Genomic DNA, 16,780 nt, shown 5'->3' on the forward strand with positions numbered 1-16,780 from the left:
GATATTGAAAAATTTGTAAGGAGGTTTTGAATAATGGCGATTATTACCGTTGAGAATTTTGAATTAGAAATTAAGGGCGTAGGTGACGGTTTACAGTTTAAAAGTGTTGACTTACCAGCATATAAGACTGACGTTCAACACGGTGATGCCCTAATGTCTGGTGCCAAGGGAGCTGTACGGCAGACTCTTACTAAGAAAAGGGAAGCCGCGGTTCAAATTACTTTAGTAACCCTAGCGAGTGGAGATGCAAAAAGCACTAGCTCACTGATGCGAAAGTGGTTGCTACAGTGTATGCCAAAAGCAGAGGATGGTGGCGGTTTTCCAACGAGTGCCAGGATGGCAGAAGGCGTAATTAAATCTTATAACTCAGCCGGAGAAATGGTGGACTCTTGGAAGATGAGCGGAGTTTGGATTTGTAAATATCAAATCGGGAAACTCAGTGCAGATGGCGGGTTGCTTGAAGAAACCTTTACGCTACAGGTTGACCAATTCGATCCAGCTTGATCTATCTAAGTCTGGGTGTTTGAGACAATATTCTTAATTTTGTTCGCTTTAAGAAGCGATCGCAAAAATCATTCCTTTGCACTTTGTAATTGATTGGAAGGTTATTTATGGCTGATGCTGTTGAGTTACTATCTAGTGATAACTACGATGTAGCAATTGGTGATATCAAAGACATCATTATCAAAGAAGTCAGTGGGATGTCAGTAGATATGTCCCCAAAGGGTGCTGATAATGCCATCGGTTCTGGCCCGAAGGGAAAATCGCTGGTTCTCAGTGTTCCAAGTCAACCGAAGTATGGCGAGATAACGCTCGTTTTGGTGCCAGGAGCGCATCAAGGCGGAAATGACGATAAGCTGTGGGAGTGGTACAAGGATTGTGCCTCGAAAGCTAACCTTGGGGAAGCTGCAAAAGCGCGAACTTTACGCAAAGAAATGACAATTAATGTCTATTACTCCGGTTCAGAGGGGAAGGTGGGGTTAACGTACAGCTTTGTAGGCGTGCTTCCCAATAGTTTTGATGTTCCTAAGCGGGACGCAGGAAGTAGCGAACTGGAAACTTGGACGCTTAAGCTTAACTACGAGCGGATGAAGTTTACTGTATCGGCGTAGAAAGAATTTTAAAGCCAACTCCCTGTAAAACTGCGCTGGTGAGGTGAGATGTTACACAGTCTTATTCACCAGTCATTGATTTATCAGCTCGAAAGCTCATTGGTTGTAAGGCGGTATCAACTGTGACAGACTTCCCTGAAATTCTCACCACTTGCCGATTTTTTCTAGAACTAAAACTAAATGGCAGCAATGATGCAGTAGACGGCTACTTTATGGATTGTAGTGGTTTTAAGTCTACCCAACAGGTGATAGAAATCTCTGAGGTGACACCTCAAAAGTGGGGAAAAGATGGGGAATCTAAGGGTCGAATTGTCAGTACAAAAATTCCGGGTAAGGTTAGTTACAGCAATATTACTCTGCGCCGGGGTCTGACTTGTTCGATGACGTTATGGAACTGGATTCAAGCTGTCCAGGATGGAGATTGGGCTGAACAACGACGAGATGGTTCTTTGGTGATTTATAATCAAGCGGCGGAAGAACAGTTTAGATTTGAGTTTCAACGGGCGTGGCCTACTAGCTATAAAATTTCTGATGTGAATGCGGCTGGGGGTGAGCTGGAGATTGAAGAAATAGAAATGACAGTTGAACAGTTAAAACGGATTCAAGTAGCAAGGAATGATTCAAACTGAGTTTGAATTTACTTTACCTAAGGGATATCTCGATGCGGATGGCAATCTGCACCGCAAAGGTGTGATGCGTTTGTCAAGGGCGATGGATGAGATTGTCCCTTTGCGAGATCCGCGTGTTAAATCAAATCCTGCCTACGCTACAGTGATTATTTTGTCCCGCGTGATTGTCCGCTTGGGAGCGTTGGAGGAGGTCACGCCTTCAGTTGTTGAAGGCTTTTTTGCTTGTGACCTGAATTATCTCCAGAAATTTTATCGTCAAATTAATGACCTAGAACAGGAAAATGCAGGATTGAAAGAAGCCACGAACCCCTCTGCAAATCCTGCACTGGCTTCTGATTCCGAGTAACCCGACGAGATGGACAGCGATCGCATCCAAACAGAATTTGAATTTGTCCTCCCTAGAGGATTGATCGATGCTCAAGGGGGCGTTCATCGCCAGGGGGTGATGCGTCTGGCAACGGCAAAAGATGAAATGTGCGTCCAAAAAGACCGGGGCGTTCAGGATAATCCAGCTTATGGAGTCTTGGTAATGCTCTCGCGGGTGATTACCTGTATCGGTACTGTAACCGAGGTAACGCCTACGCTGTTGGAGGGTCTTTTCTCGCGAGATCTGGCATATTTGCGGGAGTTTTACAATCGCATTAACCAGGAGGGGGAAGCTTACATTCCGGTTCAGTGTCCCCAGTGCAATCGTCAATTTCAGGTGGAGCTTTCTCTATCGGGGGAATTCTAGGCTACCCTTCGGACGTACTACGCCAAGAGGTAGCCTTGATAGCTTTTCACTTTCACTGGTCTTTAGAGGATATCCTTAATCTGGAACATCGCGATCGCCGGGATTGGGTGACAGAAATTAGTCAGCTGGTGCAGCCAGAATAAAGTAGGAGTAAGGGCTTGACCCTTACCCCTAATTCACTGCAATGCTTTCCTTTATCGGGTTTGCTTCTGAGTGATATCTACCACTAAGGGTTCTTCCGCCACTGTGCCGAGATTAACTAACTTTAACAAGTCTTTCCAATCGGTCTCTAAGGTGAAATCGCTAGGATTGGCGTTACGTAAGTCAGCTAGAGATGAGAGGGTGTCAAGCCACATCCCAGCTTCTGCATAGATTGCTGGGCGATCGCGCGGTGCTGCTTTCTTTAGATCATTCCTCAGGGCAACATTTGGTTGGACTCGTTGAATCCACCCTTCTACAGAAATATCTGCTCCCCGATCTTCAGCATCGCAAATCATTGATAACGACCAACGGTATTTTTTGCCAGCAACTAACGAGGGTGCATCCTTTTGAGGAAGGCTAACACTCACAACACCTCCTGTGCTAGGAATCGGCAATGTTGTTTCGTATATTACCTGCTGACTTGTTTCGCCGTCATACAGAATAAACTCTGCGTCCTGGGCGGAAGTTTTAGGAACAGCAACAAATAATGTCGGGCGAGCTGCTACAGTCAAACCTACATTTGTGCTGGGCAACAATGCCATGAGCGACTTTCCTTGGGCGGCGCAGCTGCTGCTACCACGCGATGCTCCCGGTTCTCTAGTTTTGGGTGCCCCAACCCTTGGCAGCCTAAATCTTAAGCGCCCTGCCACACGCATTTCCCTACGGTTCAGGCTGGGTTGTTGAATCGGTTTGCTTTTTGTGGTGGCGGTGGCTGGAAAGCTGGTAGCGATCGCACTAAGCCCCACAAACAAGGCTAAGGAGAGTGTTGTGAAATACACAGAAGACTTGTTCACCATAATCTTTAAGTTGTTGCAGTGGGTTTACCTAGCGAGCAGCAAGCGGAGTGCATACAAAGGGATCGAAACACTTTCCAAAGGGATCGCCTCCATGAGGCATCGTGCTTTGTAAATAAACTCGATCGCGACCGTAGTGGTTTTAGACAAAGACTCTTTAATCTTCAACAAAGTTTCCCACTTTTCCTGGCATATCTCTAGAAATTAGCGATTAATTTTGTCATGTTTCTTGCCTTGGTGGGTACTTAAAATCGCTGGTTTTTGCTTAGTACAAAATTTGATGTTATAACTACTATAAAATTATCTCTCAAGTTGGCACTTTTTCTTTCCTCAATCAAAAAAATTATCTATTTGTCCGATTTCTTCTCAAAAGCTTCATAAAGTTTTGTAGTCAATTAATTTTTTGGTTCTTGACGGCTCAATTTGCGGCTTAAACAATTTTCAAGGACACAAGGATACATACAAATTCTTAATCTTAATTTTCTCTGTTTAAGCTACACATTGAGCGAAGATTAAAACTCTAGCCCCTAGAGAGGAGGCGGCAATTATATGGTTTCTCAGCTCAGTTCAAAGATTCGCTCCCTGCTATCAAACACAAACAACCTACGCACAGCAGCTTTAAATTTTGGTGGACAAGTTGTTCTCACCAGTGTGGTGGCGACAAGCTTGGTCGTGGGAGCTAGGCAACTAGGGATACTCCAAGGACAAGAGCTGGGTGCTTTTGACCAGCTGACTCGGATGCGTCGTGATGAAGGTCCAGATAATCGCCTGTTGCTGGTGGAGATTACTGAGGGAGATATCCAAACTGAGAAAGGGTGGCCTATCTCGGATGCCACAATTGCCAAAGCGTTAGAGAAACTAGAGCAGTATGAACCGAGAGCCATCGGTATAGATATTATTCGGGATGTTCCGGTCAAAGAGGGGAATGCCAATTTATTGAAGATCCTCAAAGGAAGCGATCGCATTATTACGATCTGCCAACTCAGTGATGGTAAACAGGCAGGATTTCCGCCACCGCCTGGAATCTCACCAGACCAAGTGGGATTTGCTGATTTTGTCAAAGAACCTGATGGATGGGTTCGCCGCAGTCTCTTAGTGGCAAATCCTCCAGTCCCGAACGCTCCCTTAGAGAACCCCCATCTTTGTAGCGATCCCGAAGAGCAACTCACCTCCTTGGATTTGACCCTAGCACTCATGTACCTGCAAGCTGAGGGAATCGAAGCAGAACCTTCAGATGACGGGAATCTGAAGATCGGTTCCACTCTCTTCAAAAGCCCCGATCCGAATGCTGGCGGATACCGGAAAGCCGACACGGAAGGGTTGCAGATGTTGATTAACTACCGTTCGGCAAATCTGCCTGCCCAAAAGATAACGCTTACAGATGTACTCAAAGGCAAGATAGATCCAGCTTTAGTCAAAGATCGGGTTGTTTTGGTTGGCTACACCGCAGTTAGCGTGAATGACGACTTCAACACGCCCTATAGTGCTGCTCAAGAAGGCACTCAGAAAATGCCCGGAGTGGTCATTCATGCTCAGGTTGTGAGTCAGATCCTCAGTGCAGTTCTGGATAAACGACCGCTATTTTGGTACTGGAGTGAGTGGGGCGAAATTGGATGGATTTGGGCCTGGTCGTTGGTGGGAGGCTTAGTGGCATGGCGGATTCGGCGTCCCTTGCTCTTGGTGATTGCGGGAGGGGGAGCGATCGCCCTCTTGTTTGGAACTTGTTATGTTTTGTTTCTCAAAGCAGGATGGATACCCCTCGTGCCCCCAGCATTGGCACTGGTGACAACGGCAGTCGGCGTCGTTTTGATAGATAGAGGATACGCCAAAGCCATCTATCAAGGCGTCAAAGGGTTTTTAAAAATCGATATTGAGATTGACCAGGAAAAGAAAGAACGCCAAGTAGCGGAAATTACAGAAAGTGACTACTTCCAAGAGTTGCAAGAAAAGGCGAAAAATCTCAGGAGTCGAGAAAGCAATTCTTCTGAAAAAACAACTTCTAAATTAAAAGTCGAGAGGGCAGAAGCGGCTGAAACAACGGCAGAAACCGACTACTTACAACAGTTGCAGCAAAAGGGAAAAAGTTTCAGGAATCGATCCAATGATGGGGAAGCAGAAGCTACCACTGAGTCAACCGTTGAAATCCCAGAAGCCGCTGAAACAACCACAGAAATCGACTATTTACAGCAGTTGCAGCAAAAGGGGCAAGAGTTAAGAAATCGATCCAATGATGGGGAAGCAGAAGCTACCACTGAGCCAACTGTTGAAATACCAGAAGCTACACAGGCAAGCCAAGCCACTGAAACAACAGAAGAAATCAACTACTTACAGCAGTTACAGAAAAAGGGTAAAAAGTTAAGAAATCGGCATCATGATGGGCAAGCAGAAGCTGTTGCGGAATCAAACGTTGAAATACCAGAAGTTGCATTGGCAAGCCAAATTACTTCTCCTGTCGAAGAATTAAGCAATCAGCAGGACGGACAGGGAGAAGCCGCAATTGACTCCAATACCTCCACCCCAAAAGTCCTCCAGCCAAGCCAAGAAGTTGAAGAAACCGAAGAACTCGACTACTTCCAGCAGTTGCAGCAACGAGCAACCTTGAGAAATTGGGAGGAAGATAGGCAAACCCAAGCTGCTACTGAGTTAAATACCTCAATAGCAGATGTCACACCAGCAAGCCAAGAAACTGAAAGCGAAGAACTCGATTACTTCCAGCAGTTGCAGCAACGAGCAAACTTGAGAAATTCGAGCAGCGACGGGCACGCAGAAACCACTACCGAGTCAAATTCCTCAACAATAGAAGTTCTAGAGACTAGCCAGGAAGCTGAAAGCGAAGAACTCGATTACTTCCAGCAGTTGCAGCAACGGGCAAAAACCGTGAGGAATACAGAGACTGAATCTACCTGATGGCGGCGAGATAAAGCGCTATTAGAGGACATCTACCGATACATCGAACTGAGTATGCTACGCCGGATGCGTAGGCTCGCGATTCACATCATTAGCTGAAGAACAAGGAAGGAAAAGATGAATCAGGATCGAATCGATCAATCACCCACCGATTCCAGCGGACACCAAACTGATATTGGTCTGAATATGCTTGATATGATGAATTTGCCCGATGACCTGCAAAAACTCGTCAACTGGATGATGCGTCAGAAAAACGTGACCTTGCCGGAAGTGGCAGCTCACACTGGCGAAAGTGAGGAAGTTGTCCGCACCCAGTTAGAAGCTCTAGTCGCTCAAGGCGTCGTGCAAGAACTAGAAGAGGGAGAAACACTCCGCTACCGACCTCGCCTTGCCTCTAAACAGCGAAGCAAGCTATCTACAAATATCTGGCAGAACCTGGAGTGAGTAAACGAAATAAGCGCCTATCAAGCTGTGGGAATTAGCCTAAACGCAAGTTTTTATTACCTTGATAAGGTTGTAATCCTATTTGGGTTGTGAGGCGCTAGATTAACCCTTCTTCTAGCCCCTCCTTAACGCTTGAAAAAAGGGCATCTGAGAATCTATATGTTGCAACCAAAAGACAAAATGGTATAGCGTATAAGCCGCACGGTTCATTCCCCGCGCCCTTGAGTGGGCTTTCTCGATTGTTTTCTGTTAAGGATGAAGAATCCTCTCACATATTGAGGTAAACCATGTCAAAAATTGTGTCCATCCACTCATTCCGGGGTGGCACCGGCAAATCAAATTCGACGGCGAATCTGGCAGCTTTAGTGGCTCGCTTTGGGTATCGCGTTGGTATCGTTGATACCGATATTCAATCGCCAGGAATTCACGTGCTTTTCGGTTTCGATGAGCAGAAGATGGTACACTCTCTCAATGACTACCTGTGGGGTCGCTGTTTAATTGAAGAAGCTGCTTATGATGTCACCTCAGTTTTAAGAAAAACTGGCGTTAAAGGCGGCAGCATTCATCTGATTCCTTCTAGTATCAAAGCAGGGGATATTACTAAAGTTCTGCGCGAGGGATTTGATTTTGGTCTCCTCAATGACGGTTTCCAAGAGATAATGGAAACCTTGAATCTGGATTATTTATTTATTGACACCCACCCAGGTCTTAACGAAGAAACTCTACTTTCTATTACTATCTCTGATATCTTGGTGCTAATTTTGCGTCCAGACCGCCAGGACTTTCAGGGGACTGCTGTAACGGTGGAAGTAGCTCGGAAATTACAGGTGCCTAAGATGTTACTGCTAGTAAATAAGGCACTACCCGTTTTGGATTTTGATGCCTTGAAGCAACAGGTAGAAAAAACCTACAATGCTCCGGTGGCCGGAATTTTGCCGCTTTCAGAAGAGATGATTCAAATGGCAAGCAGCGATCTCTTTTGCCTGCGGTTTCCAGATCATCCCTTGAGTAAGGTGATGGAAAAGGTTGCCAAGATGATTATGGCTTAATAGGTAATTGTTAGTGCAACCGAAAAAACAACTGATTTGTAGGGACGGGTTTGACAAAATATTGGTGATTAGCTAAGCATATTGATAAACTCCCCTACACTATGGACTTTTGCTAATTTAATTAATTGCCCGTAACCATTCGCAAAATAGTTTGGGGAAGTTGGGTTATCTGCTGCCAAAGGTGTTGGGGGTCAATGCCAAAGAAGAGTTGTAAAACGAGAACAACTGCCGCAATTAAAATGGCTGTGCCGATGCTGGCTTTCACTACCTTAATGAGTAAGGTGAAGACTAACCAGGATACAATGAGTGCGGCAATTAGAATGATTAAATCTACTGGCATGGACGTTACTCTCAAAGGTATTCATCAGGCTGGAGAATTTTGACAAGGTAACAGAATCTTTGCTTTGCTAGCTCGAAAATACAGAGATAGTTTTCGTGAAGTCACCTTTGCGAACTTCATTTACCAGGCTTCAAGCTTTAGTCTGTAGGAAACTTGCTTTTAATTCCCGATCGCCTGTCTAATTTTCCCCGAAATAGCGATACTTTTACTTTGATTTACTCTCCACCGGGCATATAAAGCAGACGCCATTGCCCCTTCACTGTGCCAAAGACGGCTTGATATTCAAGGGGAGAATAAGCAAAGCGATTGGACATGTAGCCCGGTTTTCCATTTGGCAAAATTACCGCAGTCCACCCGTTGATGGAACTGTAATCTTCGCCTCGTTGCGCCCGTTCTCTGGCCCGTTGTTCTTCGATTTGACGATTGACTTTGACGACTTCGTTTGAGAGTAAGCCGACTACTGGACTCTCTAGGCTGGGTTGCGATCGCACGTTCACATTTTCACCTACAACGATGACGCGGCTTAATTCGTAGGAAACGCCATCGGCAGAATTCGGTGCGGGATACTGTTGAGCAAAATCGCGCGGTACGGTGTTACAAATCCAACCTGGAGATTGGGGGTCAACGTCCGGTTGCCCCTGGTTAGTGGTTTGAAAACAACCGGCAGCTAGGGCTTTTTCTAGCCATCCCCAGATTGGGGCATTGTGATTTTCTAGCTTCAAATCGGGGAGGGTGCTGATGCCGTGACCAATGCCAATTTGGTTGGGGGGCAAAATGGATTGCAGAAACTCAGCATCGCGCGATCGCACTGCTTCCCGCAACTGTTGCCGAAATTGAGCGAAGTCACTTTCTGGGTTTACTTCATCTACCAGAACGATGCGTTGATGGGGAAAGTTATCCAGCTTTGGCTGTATTGCCACATCCGTTTGAGTCTTTATCTGTGGCGTTGTGGCTTCAACTGCATCGTTGTTGGTTTTAACGGTGGAAGCGATCGCAGTTGGTTCTGGGATCGAAGTTGATTGCGGTATATTTGTTTCTATGCTTTGTTGGTTCTGTTCCCCAGTTTGGCGACCGGCTGTTGCTAGAGTGGCACCAGTAATTGCCGAAATCGCAACTACCCCCATAATCAAAAAGTATATTTTTTTCATAACTAATGCCGATAACGTCTTTTTGTTACCTACAGTTGAGACTCTAGGATTTCAGGCAAAGTTATTAAATTTTTGTTTTTAAATACATGAATATGCCGGGAGGCTGATGATTGGCGCTCCCAGCAAAGGTCGTATATTATTTCTCTTCTACATACATTGGAGGCTCAATCGCAAAATTGTTTAGCTGCCCCGCTTCATCCAGGATGTAACCCTCGGTCGTATCTAAACCAGTTCCTTCTTCTTGTTCTCTAGCTGCCTCAACTTGGTGTTTATTCAGCTCTTTATCCACATTAGATGGAATCACCGCATCTGCTGCATTCACGCCCAATACTGATTGCGATAATTGAACTCCAATGTGGTTGTTTCCTGGTGCCCCTCTTCCCGGTTCTGCTTCGCTAGGATCTTCTGGCAATACTGGATTTTGTTCGTCGCTCATGAATTTTTCTCCTATGTTATTTTAAGTTGAGCGTAGTCTGTCTTATTACCATGTTTCTATTTATGAAGGTAGCTTAGTTAGTATCGCTCTTTACTCTTTCGCGGGTATTAAATTGGTAAAGGCAAAGGTAGAGAGGGCAGCGGCATTGTTTGATAGCCAGAGGCTTGGCTTAACGCTGGATAGGCGAGATTTCCTCTGACACGGAAAAGACGCGATCGCATTGAACTCCTCTCAGCACGTCGGTAATTATAGGGAAATCGCAGCCAGAACCAAGCTTAATCCTTTCACAGTAAAATAAATTTAAAAAATCCATCTTAGTGCGGATATATCGGTAAGCACAATGAATAGGATTAGCAAATCTGATTGTTCTAAGAAATCGGGTTTGGGGTACTGTAACGCAATTTTCAGTTTATTTCGCTCGTTTTGCGGAAATTGTCTTTCAATTTTCCGGTTTTATAATAAACACGCTAGTAAACAACTCCTTTCATGGCATCAATCGCCCGCAAAAACCTATTTGAGGATATTCCCCGCTTCCTGGCAGCTCAGGCGGGGATTATGTTTGCAGTTAGCTTAGTCACTATTCAAACGGGTATTTTCAATGGATTTACTCGCGCTACGACTTTGCTAATCGACAATTCCAATGCTGATATCTGGGTATCCTCAGCGGATATGATTCACATGGAGCTGACACTACCCATACCCGCGCAGCGAGTTGTTGAGGCTCGACGGGTAGAAGGCGTAGAACAAGCTGAACCGCTGATTGTCCAAGCATCTTTGTGGCGAGATTCTCGGAACAAGATTTCACCGATGAGAATCATCGGATTCAATCCAGCCGGAGAATTATTTAGTCCAGGGAAAGTTATTCAAGGAAGTTTGAGTGCCTTAAAGCAGCCTTACACGGTGATGCTGGATAAATCTAATTTGCGTCCTTTGAACATCAAACAAATTGGCGATGTTGCTGAAGTTGGCTCATTTAAGGCACAGTTAGTTGCTCTGACGCAAGACACTCAATCAATTACATCGAATACTTTTTTGTTCACCTCGTTGGAGACTGCCAACGCTTACGCAAATTCCCGCGTAACGACGAGTTTAAACTGCAAGCTCCAATCGGGTGACATAAAGTGTACCAGTGCGTCGGCGAGTTTTAATAACCCACCCGCTGCGAATAATCTATCTGCTCCTGCACCCCAGAAATTAACTCCTACTGATTTAATCACTTATGTATTGGTGCAGGCAAAGCCCGGTCAAGATTTACAGCAACTCAAGAAAAAGTTAGAAGCAGCACTACCAGATACCCGCGCTTATACGAAGGCTGAAATGGCATCGCAGACGCGGGTTTTCTGGCAGCAGCGCACGGGAATTGGGTTTATTTTGGGCTTGGGTGCCGTTGTTGGCATTATTATCGGGATGGCGATCGCAGGTCAGATCCTCTACGCTTCTGTATCTGACCACTTAAAGGAGTATGGTACGCTCAAGGCGATGGGAGCTTCTGATTGGAAAATTTACGGTGTGATTGTCGAGCAGGCGCTCTGGATGGCGGTTCTGGGCTATATTCCCAGCATGGTTCTTTGCCAGGGGTTGGGAGCTTGGACGTTTGCTACTCAGGGAATCATCATTTTAATCACGCCTGGAAGTGCGATCGCCATCTTTGGGATTACGACTCTGATGTGTGTTGGTTCAGCTATCTTCGCTATCCAAAGAGTGACTCGTGTCGATCCGGCTATTGTTTTTAAGGCATGATTTCAGAATTTTGCCGCTTTAGGATAATAGTCGATGGTTTTCAGGAACCTGATATACTCAATGACCATCAATAATAAATGTAGATGTCTGTTTTATCCTAACTGATAGTGAGTTGAACTTTATATTGGCAACAGGGCAGAACAATTAGAAATTAAAACATTATACAAACCTATTTTGGAGAGTATGCGTACTTTAAGTAGGTGAGTGTAATTCAATCTCACTTGAAACGGTGAGGGGAGCAGGGTTCGTACTACCTAAAGTCACACCTACTATTTAGTCTCTAATGTCAATCTCTATAAAATAGATTGATTCCTGCTTGCTATTCAATAGTCGAACAGCCTTTATCTAGAGTAGGAGGCATTAATGTTCGGTTTCTTCTTAAAGTCTGCATCTGATTCTTTCCTTCGATGCTTCCGTTGAAATTTTGTCCGGAGTATGGTTACTTAAGACAGATTGCATTTAGTAACTCGTTGTAGTTTAGACCTAACGAATAGAAATTTTGATGATTCTTTCCCAAAGCAACCGTACTCAATTTGCCAGTGTCCGAAATCTAGATGCTATTCCTTCTATGAGTTCGCTTCAGGCTCACAGAAAAGCCATTATCGGCATCGGAGTAGAAATGGTATTCCAGTCGGGAGGATCGCGTTTCCAAGCCCTTAAAAGAGTCAATCTGGAAATCTTCAAGGGCGATATTCAACTATTGATGGGGCCATCTGGATCGGGTAAAACGACCTTACTCTCAATTTTGGCTGGGATTTTGACGCCGACTGCTGGCAGCGTACACTTGCTGGGGGAAGAGATTACAAGGATGTCTCGGAGCCAGTTAGCAAAGTTCAGACTGGAAAATATTGGCTTTATTTTTCAAGGATTTAACTTGTTTCCGGCGCTGACTGCGGCTGAGAATATAGAAGTAGCGCTGAATCTGAAAGGGATTCGGGGACGAATGGCACGGCAACAAGCACAAATTTTGCTAGAACAGGTGGGATTGGCGGATAAGGCGAAAAATTTACCCCGCGATTTATCTGGGGGACAAAAACAACGGGTAGCGATCGCTCGTGCTTTAGCTGGCAATCCTCAGTTGATTATGGCAGATGAGCCTACGGCGGCTTTAGATTCTCACTCCGGACACGCTGTGATTGAGTTACTGCGTCAGCTCGCCAAGGAAGGCGGTTGCACGGTTCTGATGGTGACACACGATAGTCGAATTATGGATGTTGCCGATCGAGTGTTGCATCTAGAAGATGGAAGGTTGAAGGCATAACATCTAATTTGTGAATCGGGTCATTGATAGTTTGTTGCTGTTTGGGAATGGGGAATTGGAAATGACATTAGGCGTGCCTTCTTTCCAATTCCCCATTCGTTTTAAGAATTATGAGAGCGATCGCAACTTTAGATGAGAAGGCGGCTGAGGTTGGATGCGATCGCTTCAACCGAGTAGTGTCCCTAATGCGATCGCCTTAAATATTATTTCCTGGGAAAAACTCTTTGACGACTGCGGCAACTCCCAACGCCGCAGCTGCTACAGCGCCCCATTTAACCGGCGGATTCTTATCCAGCCAGTCAGTAAAGGAGGGAATCGTTAGATTGCCAAAATCTCCTTCTACTTTGTCATGGCTGAGAATCGGCTCGTAAAGATTATCTGGCGCATCTTCAGACTTTGGCTCGTTGGTTTTCTGAAAATTGAAGCCGATGAGAACCAAAATTTGATCCACCAGTCCCGGTGAGATGCGCTGAACCACATCTAACAGCTTGCCCACATCCCCCACAATAAAGTCACGAGTGGGGTGTTCGGCTACGTAGAGGATCGCATCAGCAACAAGGTTCGGCTCATAGTAAGGCGGTATTCCCGTCGGCTTGACGCCTAATTTTGTGCGACCGTTGTTGTAGAAGGGCGTGTTGATCACGGATGGCTTCACACTCGTCACACTGATGGGGATTCCCTCATGTTGCAGCTCGACGCGCAGGGATTCTAGAAAGCCCTCAACCCCGTGCTTTGCTGAGGAGTAGGCACTCTGGAGAGGTAATGAACGCCTGCCTTCCATTGAAGAGATGTGGATCAGCGCCCCGCGTCCCTCGCGCTTGAGATGGGGTAGCGCCGCCATTGCACCGTATACCTGCCCCATCAGGCTAATATCGATGATCCGCTTAAACTCTTCCGGTGTTGTATTGTCGAAAGTGGCAAAAACGCCCGTGGCGGGGCAATGCACCCAGGTATCGAGTCGCCCGTATACCTGCACGGCTTTATCTGCGATCGCTTTTACTTGCTCGAAATCCGTGACATCAGCAACGACTGCGACTGCTTCACCGCCTTGTTGCTGTATCTCATCCACCAAAGACTTTAACCCTGGTTCGCTGCGAGCTGAGACGACTACTTTTGCGCCTCGGTGGGCAAACTGCAAAGCTGTCTCGCGCCCGATGCCGCTAGAAGCGCCAACGACGGCGACGACTTGCTCTGTGATTGGCTTTAATTGCATTGTTGCTCATCCTTTTATTAAAGTTGCTGACGACAAACCATTCACCTTTGCAGCTCAATTGCATCCAGGAACGTTGCCTTAGTTGTCAAATGTTAAGTTCTATTAACTAAATTAATTGACTCACGGCGGGTTACATCAGTCTCAGGGTTGACCTCAAGGTTGACAATGGGGATGGGAGTAGCGCCCTTTGCCTAGATTTTGCGATCGCAGGGTAGCCCACTTTTACAGAAGTCAGCCCCAAATTCGTGCAGGCGATCCACGAGTGGATTTTCCAAAATGAGAAAAAAAGAAAACAATTTATTTAGAGCCAATACAGAAGCAAGAAGGAGGGAGCAAATTTTATAACAGAGCGATAATAGACTAGAAAATATAAGCGAGTTAATACTTTAATAACTTTATGAACACAACAACAATTACTTTACCTTCTACCCTCAAATTAACGATTGACTTGACAGACGAGCAGTTTTTCCAGTTATGTCAGAACAATCGGGATTTAAGATTTGAGCGCACAGCATCGGGAGAATTAATCATTATGCCCCCTACAGGTAGCGAAACTGGAAATCGTAATATCGATTTATCGTATCAACTCCAAGCTTGGAGCCGACAGAGCAATCTAGGGCTTGCCTTCGACTCTTCGAGTGGCTTCAAACTGCCGAATGGTGCAGATCGTTCACCTGATGCGTCTTGGGTAAGACGCGATCGCTGGGATGCTTTAACCTCTGAAGAACAACAGGGATTTGCGCCTCTATGTCCTGATTTTGTAGTTGAGTTACTTTCTCCTAGTGATTCAGTAAAAATCGCACAGGCGAAAATGAAAGAGTATATGGAAAATGGTGCTCGATTGGGTTGGTTAATTAACCGGAAAAACCAGCGAGTAGAAATCTATCGCCAAGATCAGGATGTGGAAATTCTAGAGAATCCGGCAACTTTATCAGGAGAAGATGTTCTTCCTAGATTTGTATTAGATTTAAAACAAATTATGTAGTTTTAGACAGGATCGTGCCATTTTTGTGGAAAAGCTATCGCAGTCGTATGTGAATAAATGTTATTAATAGCCGCGAGTGTTTACAGGCGATCGCAAAAAGTCTTGTAAAATTTTGCCATTCGATATAATGAACGGATGTTGGACTTTAATACCCTCTCTGAGTTCTCACGCGCCCACTGTATCGCCATTTGCGCCTTTCTGGTTCCGACCAACTTGGGTGCTACCATCTGGACAATGATTCTTGCTGCACTTTGTCGCCCTCCAGTTCAGGTGTGGCGGAGTGCTGGAGTAGCAACCATATTTGCTCTGACGATGGTGCTGCATGTCTTTACTTGGTTCCAGGTTGGGGTGGTAATGCCTCCTACCTATATCCTGCTATGTTTGGGAAGCACCTGCCTGGTCACAAATATTCTAGCGATCGCCTACAACTACAATACAGTTGTCCTCCGCAAACGCTACCCTAACACTCCTAGCGCTATCAACCACCCCTAAGACAGCTTCCTATCGTCAGTGTTGCCTCGCCTTTAGTTTGATGCTTGTAGGAACAACGTTAGGCAATGCTGGCTTCTGATGGATGTGCGCTCACACAGATGTCATCCTAGGTTGTGTCAACAAAGATATTTTGTAGCTTGCTAGCCAAACTCCAAGTACTCTTCCAGGATTAGTTTATACCTGTGGATTGAATGGCGCTCTTAACCAACTGAATCGTAGTTGCTTAACTTTTTATAGCTCCATTTATTACTTAATGATGACTCATGGCTAATTGCTAAGTATAGAAAAGCAATTAGCCATTTATTTTTTTCAGAAAAACAGTTTTTTAAAAAAGTTCGTAAAAACACCTTAGAAAATTATAAATAAATGTAAACTGTTGTCAATGCCTTAGGGTATAATTCTCTTGATAGATCACAAAAGCATAGAGTATGAATTAGCTTTGTTATAGTTATCACTGAGAAAACTATGCTAATTTCATCCAGACCAGTAAAAGATGTATTCTATTGCCCAGAAGAATCTAATTTTTATTCTCAATGTTTAGAAAGTTTAGTTTTAAATGAGGGCGCTCATGGTAAAACTATCATCGAATTTGGCGCAGGAGATGGAACTCCAGTCATTAACTCTTTAATGAGAACCAGATTTGATGGAATCATACATGGATTTGAACTCAATGAGTTAGCTTGGAAAACTGCCAAATCAAATATTCAGGAATACGAACTCAGCGCCCAATATATCATCCACAATACTTCTTTCTTTGAGGCATCTCTTCCCAAGGCTGATTATTTGATCTCAAATCCACCATACCTTCCAGCACCAGACGAGAATATTTACCAACCTCTGTTGCATGGCGGTACAGATGGTTCTAAAATTGCCAAACGGCTTTTATCTTTAGATTATGAAAACGTCTTACTAATGCTCTCTAGTTATTCTAATCCAGAGGGCTTCATTAATTATGCAATCATGCAAGGCTACTCGATCGCTAATTTTATCGTCTCGCCTCTAAACTTTGGTTATTACAGTTCTGAGCCAAAGGTTAAAAACACAATTAGAGAATTGCGAGAAAAGAAGATGGCGTTTTATTCAGGGAACATCTATCTTTTGGCTGGAGTTTTGTTTAAAAAGCAGCATAAGTGTCAGGTGGATTTATCTACCGAGCTGATTCAGATCATGACATCTTTGTAAAAGCTTGAACAAGGAGTGGGGAGAGCGATCGCTAAAGAATCTTTCCCTGAACCCAAAAGCTACTTTAGACGGGAACGAACCAAGGGTACTGAGAAGTTAACAGTTCTCAGTGCC

19 protein-coding genes are annotated in these 16,780 nt (G+C 44.9%); 14 read left to right on the forward strand and 5 right to left on the reverse strand.

Features of this window, described 5'->3' with window-relative positions:
• Nucleotides 1-33: 33 nt before the first annotated feature.
• The 6 genes from NDI33_RS06780 (at nucleotide 34) to NDI33_RS06805 (ending at nucleotide 2,617) form a co-directional block, all read left to right on the forward strand.
• The gene (locus NDI33_RS06780) at nucleotides 34-504 is read left to right on the forward strand and encodes a phage tail protein (RefSeq protein ID WP_190412610.1); all 471 of its coding nucleotides are present in this window, start codon (nucleotides 34-36) and stop codon (nucleotides 502-504) included.
• A 107-nt stretch (nucleotides 505-611) separates the two neighbouring features.
• Nucleotides 612-1,112, forward strand: coding sequence for a phage tail protein (locus NDI33_RS06785; protein WP_190412609.1), 501 nt, complete (start codon nucleotides 612-614; stop codon nucleotides 1,110-1,112).
• Between the two features lie 122 nt (nucleotides 1,113-1,234).
• Nucleotides 1,235-1,741 carry a phage tail protein gene (locus tag NDI33_RS06790; RefSeq protein WP_190412608.1) on the forward strand — a complete coding sequence of 169 codons (507 nt, stop codon included), beginning with the start codon at nucleotides 1,235-1,237 and terminating at the stop codon, nucleotides 1,739-1,741.
• Nucleotides 1,728-2,087, forward strand: coding sequence for a hypothetical protein (locus NDI33_RS06795; RefSeq protein ID WP_190412607.1), 360 nt, complete (start codon nucleotides 1,728-1,730; stop codon nucleotides 2,085-2,087). Before NDI33_RS06790 ends, NDI33_RS06795 begins: the two co-directional genes overlap by 14 nt.
• Nucleotides 2,088-2,096: 9 nt before the next feature.
• Complete coding sequence (locus NDI33_RS06800) at nucleotides 2,097-2,474, forward strand: phage tail assembly protein (protein ID WP_190412606.1); 378 nt, start codon at nucleotides 2,097-2,099, stop codon at nucleotides 2,472-2,474.
• Complete coding sequence (locus tag NDI33_RS06805) at nucleotides 2,468-2,617, forward strand: DUF6760 family protein (protein ID WP_339380423.1); 150 nt, start codon at nucleotides 2,468-2,470, stop codon at nucleotides 2,615-2,617. Before NDI33_RS06800 ends, NDI33_RS06805 begins: the two co-directional genes overlap by 7 nt.
• A 51-nt stretch (nucleotides 2,618-2,668) precedes the next feature.
• On the opposite strand, the gene NDI33_RS06810 is transcribed toward NDI33_RS06805, so the two are convergent.
• Nucleotides 2,669-3,472, reverse strand: coding sequence for a DUF928 domain-containing protein (locus tag NDI33_RS06810; protein WP_190677836.1), 804 nt, complete (start codon nucleotides 3,470-3,472; stop codon nucleotides 2,669-2,671).
• 546 nt (nucleotides 3,473-4,018) lie between these two features.
• Between NDI33_RS06810 and NDI33_RS06815 the strand changes: the two genes are divergently transcribed.
• The 3 genes from NDI33_RS06815 to NDI33_RS06825 all read left to right on the forward strand — a co-directional run bounded on the left by NDI33_RS06815 (nucleotide 4,019) and on the right by NDI33_RS06825 (nucleotide 7,869).
• Nucleotides 4,019-6,376 carry a CHASE2 domain-containing protein gene (locus NDI33_RS06815; RefSeq protein ID WP_190677838.1) on the forward strand — a complete coding sequence of 786 codons (2,358 nt, stop codon included), beginning with the start codon at nucleotides 4,019-4,021 and terminating at the stop codon, nucleotides 6,374-6,376.
• A 117-nt stretch (nucleotides 6,377-6,493) separates the two neighbouring features.
• Complete coding sequence (locus NDI33_RS06820) at nucleotides 6,494-6,820, forward strand: ArsR family transcriptional regulator (protein WP_190534687.1); 327 nt, start codon at nucleotides 6,494-6,496, stop codon at nucleotides 6,818-6,820.
• Between the two features lie 287 nt (nucleotides 6,821-7,107).
• Entirely contained in the window at nucleotides 7,108-7,869 is a 762-nt protein-coding gene (locus NDI33_RS06825; protein ID WP_190436933.1) for a MinD/ParA family protein, read from the forward strand.
• Nucleotides 7,870-7,990: 121 nt separating this feature from the next.
• On the opposite strand, the gene NDI33_RS06830 is transcribed toward NDI33_RS06825, so the two are convergent.
• From NDI33_RS06830 to NDI33_RS06840, 3 genes are all read right to left on the reverse strand, one after another.
• Complete coding sequence (locus tag NDI33_RS06830) at nucleotides 7,991-8,209, reverse strand: hypothetical protein (protein ID WP_190677840.1); 219 nt, start codon at nucleotides 8,207-8,209, stop codon at nucleotides 7,991-7,993.
• A gap of 215 nt (nucleotides 8,210-8,424) precedes the next feature.
• Nucleotides 8,425-9,357, reverse strand: coding sequence for an SH3 domain-containing protein (locus tag NDI33_RS06835; protein ID WP_190677842.1), 933 nt, complete (start codon nucleotides 9,355-9,357; stop codon nucleotides 8,425-8,427).
• A 136-nt stretch (nucleotides 9,358-9,493) separates the two neighbouring features.
• The gene (locus NDI33_RS06840) at nucleotides 9,494-9,793 is read right to left on the reverse strand and encodes a hypothetical protein (RefSeq protein ID WP_190412599.1); all 300 of its coding nucleotides are present in this window, start codon (nucleotides 9,791-9,793) and stop codon (nucleotides 9,494-9,496) included.
• 486 nt (nucleotides 9,794-10,279) lie between these two features.
• On the opposite strand from NDI33_RS06840, the gene NDI33_RS06845 reads away from it, so the two are divergent.
• Together NDI33_RS06845 and NDI33_RS06850 are read left to right on the forward strand one after the other, a co-directional pair.
• On the forward strand, nucleotides 10,280-11,533 hold the full coding sequence (locus NDI33_RS06845) for an FtsX-like permease family protein (RefSeq protein ID WP_190412597.1): 1,254 nt from the start codon (nucleotides 10,280-10,282) through the stop codon (nucleotides 11,531-11,533).
• A 568-nt stretch (nucleotides 11,534-12,101) separates the two neighbouring features.
• Nucleotides 12,102-12,794, forward strand: coding sequence for an ABC transporter ATP-binding protein (locus NDI33_RS06850; protein ID WP_199292335.1), 693 nt, complete (start codon nucleotides 12,102-12,104; stop codon nucleotides 12,792-12,794).
• Between the two features lie 196 nt (nucleotides 12,795-12,990).
• Here NDI33_RS06850 and NDI33_RS06855 read toward each other — a convergent pair whose 3' ends face one another.
• Nucleotides 12,991-14,007 carry an SDR family oxidoreductase gene (locus NDI33_RS06855; RefSeq protein ID WP_190436927.1) on the reverse strand — a complete coding sequence of 339 codons (1,017 nt, stop codon included), beginning with the start codon at nucleotides 14,005-14,007 and terminating at the stop codon, nucleotides 12,991-12,993.
• A gap of 397 nt (nucleotides 14,008-14,404) precedes the next feature.
• Between NDI33_RS06855 and NDI33_RS06860 the strand changes: the two genes are divergently transcribed.
• The 3 genes from NDI33_RS06860 to NDI33_RS06870 all read left to right on the forward strand — a co-directional run bounded on the left by NDI33_RS06860 (nucleotide 14,405) and on the right by NDI33_RS06870 (nucleotide 16,666).
• Nucleotides 14,405-14,992, forward strand: a complete 588-nt coding sequence (locus NDI33_RS06860; protein WP_190677844.1) for a Uma2 family endonuclease — start codon at nucleotides 14,405-14,407, stop codon at nucleotides 14,990-14,992.
• A gap of 135 nt (nucleotides 14,993-15,127) precedes the next feature.
• Entirely contained in the window at nucleotides 15,128-15,484 is a 357-nt protein-coding gene (locus NDI33_RS06865) for a hypothetical protein (RefSeq protein WP_190677846.1), read from the forward strand.
• Between the two features lie 465 nt (nucleotides 15,485-15,949).
• The gene (locus NDI33_RS06870; RefSeq protein WP_190677848.1) at nucleotides 15,950-16,666 is read left to right on the forward strand and encodes a class I SAM-dependent methyltransferase; all 717 of its coding nucleotides are present in this window, start codon (nucleotides 15,950-15,952) and stop codon (nucleotides 16,664-16,666) included.
• Nucleotides 16,667-16,780: the final 114 nt, after the last annotated feature.

This window comes from Trichocoleus sp. DQ-A1, from assembly GCF_039961955.1.
Lineage (GTDB): Bacteria > Cyanobacteriota > Cyanobacteriia > Cyanobacteriales > FACHB-T130 > FACHB-T130.

Bases quoted from the DNA above. Each gene is read 5' to 3' on its own strand.
- NDI33_RS06800 (WP_190412606.1), top strand. From the start codon at position 2,097: ATGGACAGCGATCGCATCCAAACAGAATTTGAATTTGTCCTCCCTAGA.
- NDI33_RS06855 (WP_190436927.1), bottom strand. From the start codon at position 14,007: ATGCAATTAAAGCCAATCACAGAGCAAGTCGTCGCCGTCGTTGGCGCT.
- NDI33_RS06835 (WP_190677842.1), bottom strand. From the start codon at position 9,357: ATGAAAAAAATATACTTTTTGATTATGGGGGTAGTTGCGATTTCGGCA.
- NDI33_RS06780 (WP_190412610.1), top strand. From the start codon at position 34: ATGGCGATTATTACCGTTGAGAATTTTGAATTAGAAATTAAGGGCGTA.
- NDI33_RS06825 (WP_190436933.1), top strand. From the start codon at position 7,108: ATGTCAAAAATTGTGTCCATCCACTCATTCCGGGGTGGCACCGGCAAA.
- NDI33_RS06865 (WP_190677846.1), top strand. From the start codon at position 15,128: ATGTTGGACTTTAATACCCTCTCTGAGTTCTCACGCGCCCACTGTATC.
- NDI33_RS06795 (WP_190412607.1), top strand. From the start codon at position 1,728: ATGATTCAAACTGAGTTTGAATTTACTTTACCTAAGGGATATCTCGAT.
- NDI33_RS06820 (WP_190534687.1), top strand. From the start codon at position 6,494: ATGAATCAGGATCGAATCGATCAATCACCCACCGATTCCAGCGGACAC.
- NDI33_RS06785 (WP_190412609.1), top strand. From the start codon at position 612: ATGGCTGATGCTGTTGAGTTACTATCTAGTGATAACTACGATGTAGCA.
- NDI33_RS06815 (WP_190677838.1), top strand. From the start codon at position 4,019: ATGGTTTCTCAGCTCAGTTCAAAGATTCGCTCCCTGCTATCAAACACA.
- NDI33_RS06840 (WP_190412599.1), bottom strand. From the start codon at position 9,793: ATGAGCGACGAACAAAATCCAGTATTGCCAGAAGATCCTAGCGAAGCA.
- NDI33_RS06870 (WP_190677848.1), top strand. From the start codon at position 15,950: ATGCTAATTTCATCCAGACCAGTAAAAGATGTATTCTATTGCCCAGAA.
- NDI33_RS06810 (WP_190677836.1), bottom strand. From the start codon at position 3,472: ATGGTGAACAAGTCTTCTGTGTATTTCACAACACTCTCCTTAGCCTTG.
- NDI33_RS06860 (WP_190677844.1), top strand. From the start codon at position 14,405: ATGAACACAACAACAATTACTTTACCTTCTACCCTCAAATTAACGATT.
- NDI33_RS06830 (WP_190677840.1), bottom strand. From the start codon at position 8,209: ATGCCAGTAGATTTAATCATTCTAATTGCCGCACTCATTGTATCCTGG.
- NDI33_RS06850 (WP_199292335.1), top strand. From the start codon at position 12,102: ATGAGTTCGCTTCAGGCTCACAGAAAAGCCATTATCGGCATCGGAGTA.
- NDI33_RS06845 (WP_190412597.1), top strand. From the start codon at position 10,280: ATGGCATCAATCGCCCGCAAAAACCTATTTGAGGATATTCCCCGCTTC.